At 41.6% G+C, this 7,446-nt stretch carries 6 protein-coding genes and 1 rRNA gene; 4 read left to right on the top strand and 3 right to left on the bottom strand.

Annotated features, from left to right (window positions below):
- Positions 1-85, top strand: a 5S ribosomal RNA gene (rrf, locus tag FPZ43_RS18925); the annotation flags it as partial.
- A gap of 123 nt (positions 86-208) precedes the next feature.
- Here rrf and FPZ43_RS18920 read toward each other — a convergent pair.
- Positions 209-1,228 (bottom strand): aldo/keto reductase, encoded by a 1,020-nt coding sequence (locus FPZ43_RS18920; RefSeq protein WP_146383501.1) that lies wholly within the window; start codon positions 1,226-1,228, stop codon positions 209-211.
- Between the two features lie 115 nt (positions 1,229-1,343).
- On the opposite strand from FPZ43_RS18920, the gene FPZ43_RS18915 reads away from it, so the two are divergent.
- A complete protein-coding gene (locus FPZ43_RS18915; protein ID WP_146383500.1) occupies positions 1,344-1,670 on the top strand; it encodes a hypothetical protein in 327 nt (108 codons plus the stop codon).
- A 98-nt stretch (positions 1,671-1,768) separates the two neighbouring features.
- Here FPZ43_RS18915 and FPZ43_RS18910 read toward each other — a convergent pair whose 3' ends face one another.
- Together FPZ43_RS18910 and FPZ43_RS18905 are read right to left on the bottom strand one after the other, a co-directional pair.
- Positions 1,769-2,749, bottom strand: a complete 981-nt coding sequence (locus FPZ43_RS18910; RefSeq protein ID WP_146383499.1) for an acyl-ACP desaturase — start codon at positions 2,747-2,749, stop codon at positions 1,769-1,771.
- A 42-nt stretch (positions 2,750-2,791) separates the two neighbouring features.
- Positions 2,792-3,934, bottom strand: a complete 1,143-nt coding sequence (locus FPZ43_RS18905) for a glycoside hydrolase family 5 protein (protein WP_146383498.1) — start codon at positions 3,932-3,934, stop codon at positions 2,792-2,794.
- Positions 3,935-3,993: 59 nt separating this feature from the next.
- Here FPZ43_RS18905 and FPZ43_RS18900 point away from each other — a divergent pair, with 59 nt between their 5' ends.
- Complete coding sequence (locus FPZ43_RS18900; RefSeq protein WP_146383497.1) at positions 3,994-5,340, top strand: sensor histidine kinase; 1,347 nt, start codon at positions 3,994-3,996, stop codon at positions 5,338-5,340.
- A 15-nt stretch (positions 5,341-5,355) separates the two neighbouring features.
- On the top strand, positions 5,356-7,446 hold the full coding sequence (locus FPZ43_RS18895) for a cellulose biosynthesis cyclic di-GMP-binding regulatory protein BcsB (protein WP_146383496.1): 2,091 nt from the start codon (positions 5,356-5,358) through the stop codon (positions 7,444-7,446).

Below are 7,446 nucleotides of genomic sequence, written 5' to 3'. Positions count from 1 at the left end.
CTCTTCCCATTCCGAACAGAGAAGTTAAGCCCGCCAGAGCCGATGGTACTGCAGTAAAATGTGGGAGAGTAGGTCGGTGCCATCCTTTACTAATCAAAACCCCTTCAATCAAAAGTTGAAGGGTTTTTTGCGTTTAGTATATCTGAAGAAATTTTAGCAAATAAGAAGGCGCGATCAATCGCGCCCTGGATATTTGGAAAGTTCAGATTTACCTTTTTTTTACCTTATCATAAAAGCCGCCGAACGAGTTTGTTTTCACGGCTTCTTCATTAAAGAAATCGCCGGGGAAACCTAATTCTATTTTACTGGCTTCATCAAGTTTTTGAATGTGATCTCCGGTTAGTGTTACGTCAGCAGTTTTCAGGTTATCTTTCAATTGGTCTACCTTGGTTGCGCCAACAATTGGTATGCAACTAAAGCCCTTGATCATTGTCCATTGCAGGGCCACGTGGCTTTCACTCACGCCAAGTTCCTGTGCTATCTCCATTACCACACGTGTAATCTTTTCGGCTCGCTCATTAAGGCGGTTACTTTCGGGTTTTATACGGCCTTTGTCGCCTTTTAGGTATTTACCTGTTAACGCTCCTCCTGCGAGGGGTGCCCATGGGGTAACAGTCATGCCGAAATGTTTAGCCATCGGTATTAGCTCGCGCTCGGCAGTACGGGCCAGCAAACTGTATTCAACTTGTAAAGCTATAAACTGGCTCCAGCCCATCAATTCGGCAAGTATGTTACCTTTTGCCACCACCCATGCCGGTGTATCACTAATTGCGGCATAGGTTATCTTACCCTGGCTAATCAAATCGTCCATACCCCTTAACACTTCGTCAATGGGTGTAAGGTCGTCCCAAATATGCAAGTATAGTACATCCAGAAAATCTGTCTTCAAACGTTTCAGGCTTTCCTCAACGCTACGCATCATGTTTTTGCGGTTGTTGCCGCTGGCATTGGGGTTAGTGGTGTTATCCTTTAACGTATATTTGCTGGCTACCACAAAGTAGTCGCGGTCATGATTGCTTATATAGTCACCAATTATTTTTTCGCTGGTACCCGATTTATAAATGTTGGCGGTATCGAGAAAGTTTCCGCCTGCCTCGGCATAGGCATCCATTATTTTAAAACTGGTATCGGCATCTGCCCCCCATCCAGCCTCTGTGCCAAAGCCCATGGTGCCTAAGCAAAGTTCGGATACTTTAAGGCCCGACCGGCCTAATAATTTATATTTCATAGCAGTTGTTTTTAAAGATAACGCGGTATAGCAGTGCCCTGTTTTGCCCCGTTGAATTAAGCCGATTAACGAACAATACCTACAGCTAATTGTAAATATATAAAACCAGCTTGTTATGAAAATTATAACCCTGCATAAACCGGTAAATAAAAACGCTGTATTTAACCATATCAAAGAGAATTTGAACAGCCAGTTTAAACAGCAACGGCAAAGTGATATTACTTTTGATATTGAAAATAAACCGGAAGCAATTGAAATATGGCAGCCTGAGTTTTACGATGGGGCATTGTTCACAATAGTTGTGCAGGATGACGAATTATGGATTACCCGCAACGAGCATTATGTAGACGATGTGAATTCAGTAACGCTCGAGTCGATCCTGAACGGACTGTTTAATGATCTGTCAGGCGGTTTAGGTACTGATCTTGTAGAGGAAGGATAGGTGTAGCGTTTAGTTGATCAGAGACTAGTTAGTTGCATTATATTAGACACAAAAAAACCGGCTATGAGCCGGTTTTATGTTTTTTGATGGATAGCTGACTACCCGTGGATCCAGCTGAATTTGTATTCGAGCATTGGGTTTTTCATGCGCTCGGCAACACGTAGTAAACGTGCAGGCAGATTCATGATATAATCGCGAGCTTTTTCGCCGTCCTCTTTCAAATCTGTAACGCTGGCTATATGCCAGTCTTCAATTAGTTCTTTAAGTATATCAACGTAATCAATAGCTGTGTAGATGCCCAAACGCTCCGCAGCATCGGTAAAGTGACCAAAAGTTTGGCCGATTTTTAGCCCCACCTCGCGCAGGAAGTGTGCCGGCATAACAATTTTTTTACGCATCATGTCCTCAAATGCAAGCATGGCTTCATTTGGATCAACCTCAAATATTTTCTCAATAAAATATTTATATGCTTTTGCATGGCGGGCCTCATCACCAGCAATAACACCACACATTTTAGATAAAAGCGTATCGCCGGCCTTTTTAGCCTGTGATGCTACCCTGCGGTGCGATACGTTTGTAGCCAATTCCTGGAACGATGTATAAATGAAGTTTCGGTAAGGGTCGCGACCGGTTCCTATGTCAAAACCATCGGCGATAAGGTACTGGGTAGATATCTCCATCATGCGCATATCTACACGCCCGGTAAGGTAAAGATACTTGTTCAACAGGTCTCCGTGGCGGTTTTCTTCAGCCGTCCAGTGGCGCGTCCATTTCATCCAGCCCCCTTCTTCATCCTGCGATACACCTTGTACCATGGTTAACCATGACTCATAAGTAGGCAATGCCTCTTCGGTTATCGTATCACCAATCAGCACAGCAACCAAATCATATGATAGGCCTTTGGCGCTTTCCTGTAGCTCTTTAACTTCGCTAAAAAAGGTGCTTCTTGAAGCATCGGGCAAAAAGTCGGCCGGCTGCCAGATAGTGTCTATCGGCTTCAAATATTCATGCATTTTTTCAAGCATGAATTGTTGAATATGTCCCATTACCTCTCTACGTTTCTCTTCAAAAAATTCCATAGTGCCTTATTATTGAGCAAAGTTAATCATTTAAGTGGATTATTATTTTTTAGCCGTATAATCAATGGCTTGTTTCATGCAATCGCTCAGGTTTTCTACCGACGGCGTGCCATCAAAAATAGAAAAGTTGGTATTGTAATCCCACAATATGCCCGGCATTTGCATGGCTTTTAGGTTACGCCTAACTGCTGTAATGTATCGGCACCGGCTGTCGGCATCGGCGTATTTATTGTACACCCCATACTCGCCGCATATAACAGGAACATAATATTTGGCTGCCCAGTTTTTAACAATTTGTAATTTATCACGAATGGCCTGCTCGTTTCCGTCTTTTTGATACTGATAATAATTGGTTTCGCCCCAGGTGCCCTTAGCTTTAACGTTGAGCGGGGGATAGGCTGCTGCATTATATGGAAACGGTATACCTGTTGTTGCTACCTGGTTGCCTACCCAATCGGCACCCTGGTGGGTAAATAAAAACGGCTCGTAAAAATGATAAGTGTAAATGATGTTCTCGTCGGCCAGCCGCTCCATACGGCTTAGCTCGTAAATGCTGTTAAAATTTGATGCGCCTACTATCAGCGTCCGGTTCTTATCAACCTTGCGTATAGCGGTAACAATGTTATATCCTGCGTCCTTCCAAACTTTAGGATCCATGGGCGGCGGTTCGTTATAAAGCTCAAAGAAAACTTTATCGCCGCTTTCCCGTATAAATCGCTTTGTAAGCTTTAACCATAAGGAAATTATCTTAGGTGTTTCTGTGAGATAGTTCTTATCGTCGAGTTTGCCGTAATGGTAATCTATTATAAGATTAAAATTGTAAGCCTTGCATTGTTTCAAAACTTCATCAATGTGTGTAAATACTTTCTCGGGCGGGATGCCTTTCTCCTCAAGGTGGGCGAAGGCTACCGGGAGGCGAATTGTTTTGATTCCTAATTTTCTTAAAAGTTCAAAACTTGAGGTTTTAAGTGGGTTTTGGGCCAAAACATTCGTATTCCAGGTTTGTTCGAGCCAAGAAACGCTAATGCCGTTATCAAGGCTTTTTGCTCTTTTAAAGGCAATTTCTCTTAAATTTGGAGCGCTTGGATTGCTTTTTGCAAGTACAGCTGGCATACCTACCAATATTATCACTATAAATGGTATCACTGTTGTGAACAGCAGCTTTAAGCAAGGCGTTTTTTTCACTTAATTTAAATGTGGCTATTAATTAAATAACGATACTATTTAATAATTTAAGAACCAGAATGTTTGTTCAAATTTCAAAAGAAGAATATCTAAAGGAAATATCCAAAAAGGCCTGGTATCAAACCAATAACATTATTTGGACGCTAATATTTCTTTACCCCATATTCAGTATTGTTGATTTTATATATGGAAACAATATCTGGCTGCAGTTTTTAATAGTCCGCATTATAACCGTACTGGTTATACTAGGGCTTTACAGCCTGTTTCAAACCCGCAAGTATAACTACCGCTTTCTATTGCACGCCAGTTTTTTCCTGTTATCGTTAACATCGGCCATACTTTGCAATATCGTAAGCGTGCAACAGCTTGAGATTTACTACCTCATTTATGCGGCCATTATACTGTTTTTTAATCTCCAGGTATTTTGGGAACCAATAAACTCTGTTATACAAACACTGGTTGCTATTTTGCTGCTGGCCATTTTTTATAACATCTTTAACGAGTATCCGCTCGATTTAGTCATTAACAATGGTGGCAGCATCTTCTTCATCATTGCGTTTATTTCGTGCTTAATACCAAGTTCGCGCTTTAAAGTGATTGCCCGCGAAGTGCGTTCGCAAATATTGATCGAGAAATCAAACGACCAGCTAAAGGAGCAGAACAAGGATATCAACGAAAAAAACAACATTATCGACAGGCAATACGAGCAGCTGCGCAAGCTTGATGATCAAAAGAACAGCTTTATAAATATTGCCGGCCACGACCTTAAAAACATAGTTGGCCAGATCATCATGAGTAATAACATGCTTAAGGAGGAAGATTACCGCCTTAGCGCCGACCAAAAGGAATACTCGGACTTTATTACCGAAGCATCTGAAAAAATGCAGTACCTGCTTAACAAGCTGATGGATGTTAAGGAGATCGAGTCGCCGGAGATGAAGTTCAATATGGAGATCTTCGATATTAATGCGGAAGTTATCCACGTTTTTAAAGGCTTGCAGGAAACTGCACAAATGAAAAACATTCACCTGGTTGATAATATCCTGAAATTACCGCTTAATGTGAAATTGGATAAGGTATTTGCCGGGCAGGTGTTTCAAAACCTGCTTTCAAACGCTATTAAATTTTCGCAAACCAATAACAACATAAAGGTAGTTACCGGCCTGCAACGCCAAAAATTTGTATTTGAAATTATTGATGAAGGTGTTGCAATAGGGCAGGAGGAGCTTGATATGATGTTTAACAAGCTTAAAACTTTAAACGATGCATCGGGCAGTGTGGAAAGCCGCCTTGGCCTTGGCCTTTCAATTGCCAAACTGATGACCAAAGAACTTGGTGGCGAGTTGATATACCGTAGCGACGACAACGGTAACTATTTCAGGGTAGAATTTTACGTAATAAACTAACTATTAACATATCTGATGAAGAGATTTTTAACCTTACTTGCAGTTATATATTTTGCCGGCGCGGCCGCTATGGCGCAAACGCAAAAGCTCATTTCCTTAAAGGCGATGGGCATAACAGACGACATGCCGATATTTGGTATGAGCGGTGCAACATCGTTATATCACAAAATTACGCCGGAGTATGAAGTTAACGGCAGTAAATTGGTGCTTTACATCGAGCCATCACAAGCCCTTATCAGGGAAAAGTCTTTTATAAATATCTTTATAGGCACCAAGCCTGTTTACAGTGGCCGCTTAACAAAGGATTCGATACAGCGAATTGGGATAGCTATTTCAAGGGCAGACGTTAGTGCAGATCATTTCCTGAAACTGCAAATAAAAACAGCCTTAACCATAAGCGATGATAAATGCCGCGACCTGGATAACCCGGCCATGTGGATAAAGGTTAAAAACTACTCGTACGTATCATTAACCAAAAGCACCAAAAACTTTTTTAACAACGTACACATTGGAAACTGTTTCGATTCGAAAACTGCTATTGTTTACCCTTCCAACCCTTCACTGCTCGATTTAAAGGCAGTTGCCTGGGCTTATGCACGCCTCAAGAAAACATCATCACGTAACATAGGTGTTTACGAGCTTTCCAATCTGCCGGATAGTATCATCAACTATATTATGGTTGGTAAGGTTGGCGCCCTGCCGGCAGATAAACGTGCTATGGTTAAAGTTTCGGCGCAAGCCAACCAGGGTTTGCTTTACCTAAGCAAATCTGTTAAAACCGTTACTGATACGCTTACACGTATGGTTGAGGCTAAAGGTGTGTTAACCCCGGTAAAATCGGTAGCGCAGGAAGTTATGCCAAGTGAGGTGCTATTCCTTACCGGTGCAGACGACGTTGGTTACGAGAAAACCATTACCACCATGGGTAACATGAACGTGCTTAACTCAACATTTGGTGATTACCTTTTTGTAAATAAAGCGCAAAATACCTTCTTTAAAACCATTGATGAAAACCGTTCAAAACTGTCATTAAAGCAAATTGGCGGCGTTAGCGATTTCTTGTCGGGTATTGGATCGTTAAAAAGCTCGTACAATTTTAAAAACTCCGATTTCAGCTTTACCCCTAAAGAGGTTGAAATACGTTTTGTAGGTAACTACAGCAGCCTTAATCCCGGCGACCGCGGTTTCTTTAACATATACCTTAACGGTTTGTTGCTAAGCAGCGAAAAGCTTGATGCATCAGGAAAGTTAAATACATCTGTTACCATCAACAGGTATCAGCATCATAAATACAATACGCTGGAAGCCGAGTTCAGGTTTTATCCTAACAGCGGTAACTGCCAAAACAGCTTTACCAATTTCTTTGCCGAAATTGATGTAGATAAATCATACCTGGAGTCGAAAAATCCGTTCATCACCAGCGATCTGAGCTTTTACCAGTATCCCGAGGCTTTCAATAGCGGTACTACACGCATCGTGGTCTCTAAAAACTACGCTAAGTATGCTGCCGGTGCAATGGGCGAGATCATTTATGAGTTGAATAACAACATCAACGCCAATAACTTCCCAGAGTTTATGTACTCGGACGCGATAAGCAATGCTGAGCTTAAAAAGAATAACGTTATTGCATTGTTATCAAAAGATGATAAGCTGCTTGATGAGTTCCCGGATGCACCTATTAAATTCAACAGAAATTTCAGGTTGTATAACACGGATAACAACACGGTGGTTTATTCGCTTTCCGACACTACATCAAACGGTTTGGCGCAGATATTTTACGGCCGCAGCAATAACGCTACGTTGGTATTAACAGCCACAGGCAAGCACATTGCAGAGGCATTTTTATCGGCATCTAAATCGATAACCGAGCAGTTGTCGACCTTGTCAAGCAACGTTTGTATATCTGATGTGAATAATAATAAGTACTTATTCAATATCAACAAATCGAGCGAGAACCTGGAGTATGTTGATACCAAAAGCGCGCTTACTCGTTTCTGGGATAGCTACAACTTGTACATATTGCTGGGTATATTGGTACTGATACTGCTATCGTTCCTATACATTCGTTCAAAAGTTCAAAAATCACAGGAATTGTTTAACGATTAA

The sequence above is a fragment of the Mucilaginibacter pallidiroseus genome (assembly GCF_007846085.1).
Taxonomy (GTDB): domain Bacteria; phylum Bacteroidota; class Bacteroidia; order Sphingobacteriales; family Sphingobacteriaceae; genus Mucilaginibacter; species Mucilaginibacter pallidiroseus.
The sequence above is the reverse complement of the archived record's forward strand: the minus strand, read 5'-3'. Positions and strand labels throughout refer to the sequence as shown.

Bases quoted from the DNA above. Each gene is read 5' to 3' on its own strand.
- FPZ43_RS18895 (WP_146383496.1), top strand. From the start codon at position 5,356: ATGAAGAGATTTTTAACCTTACTTGCAGTTATATATTTTGCCGGCGCG.
- FPZ43_RS18910 (WP_146383499.1), bottom strand. From the start codon at position 2,749: ATGGAATTTTTTGAAGAGAAACGTAGAGAGGTAATGGGACATATTCAA.
- FPZ43_RS18915 (WP_146383500.1), top strand. From the start codon at position 1,344: ATGAAAATTATAACCCTGCATAAACCGGTAAATAAAAACGCTGTATTT.
- FPZ43_RS18900 (WP_146383497.1), top strand. From the start codon at position 3,994: ATGTTTGTTCAAATTTCAAAAGAAGAATATCTAAAGGAAATATCCAAA.
- FPZ43_RS18920 (WP_146383501.1), bottom strand. From the start codon at position 1,228: ATGAAATATAAATTATTAGGCCGGTCGGGCCTTAAAGTATCCGAACTT.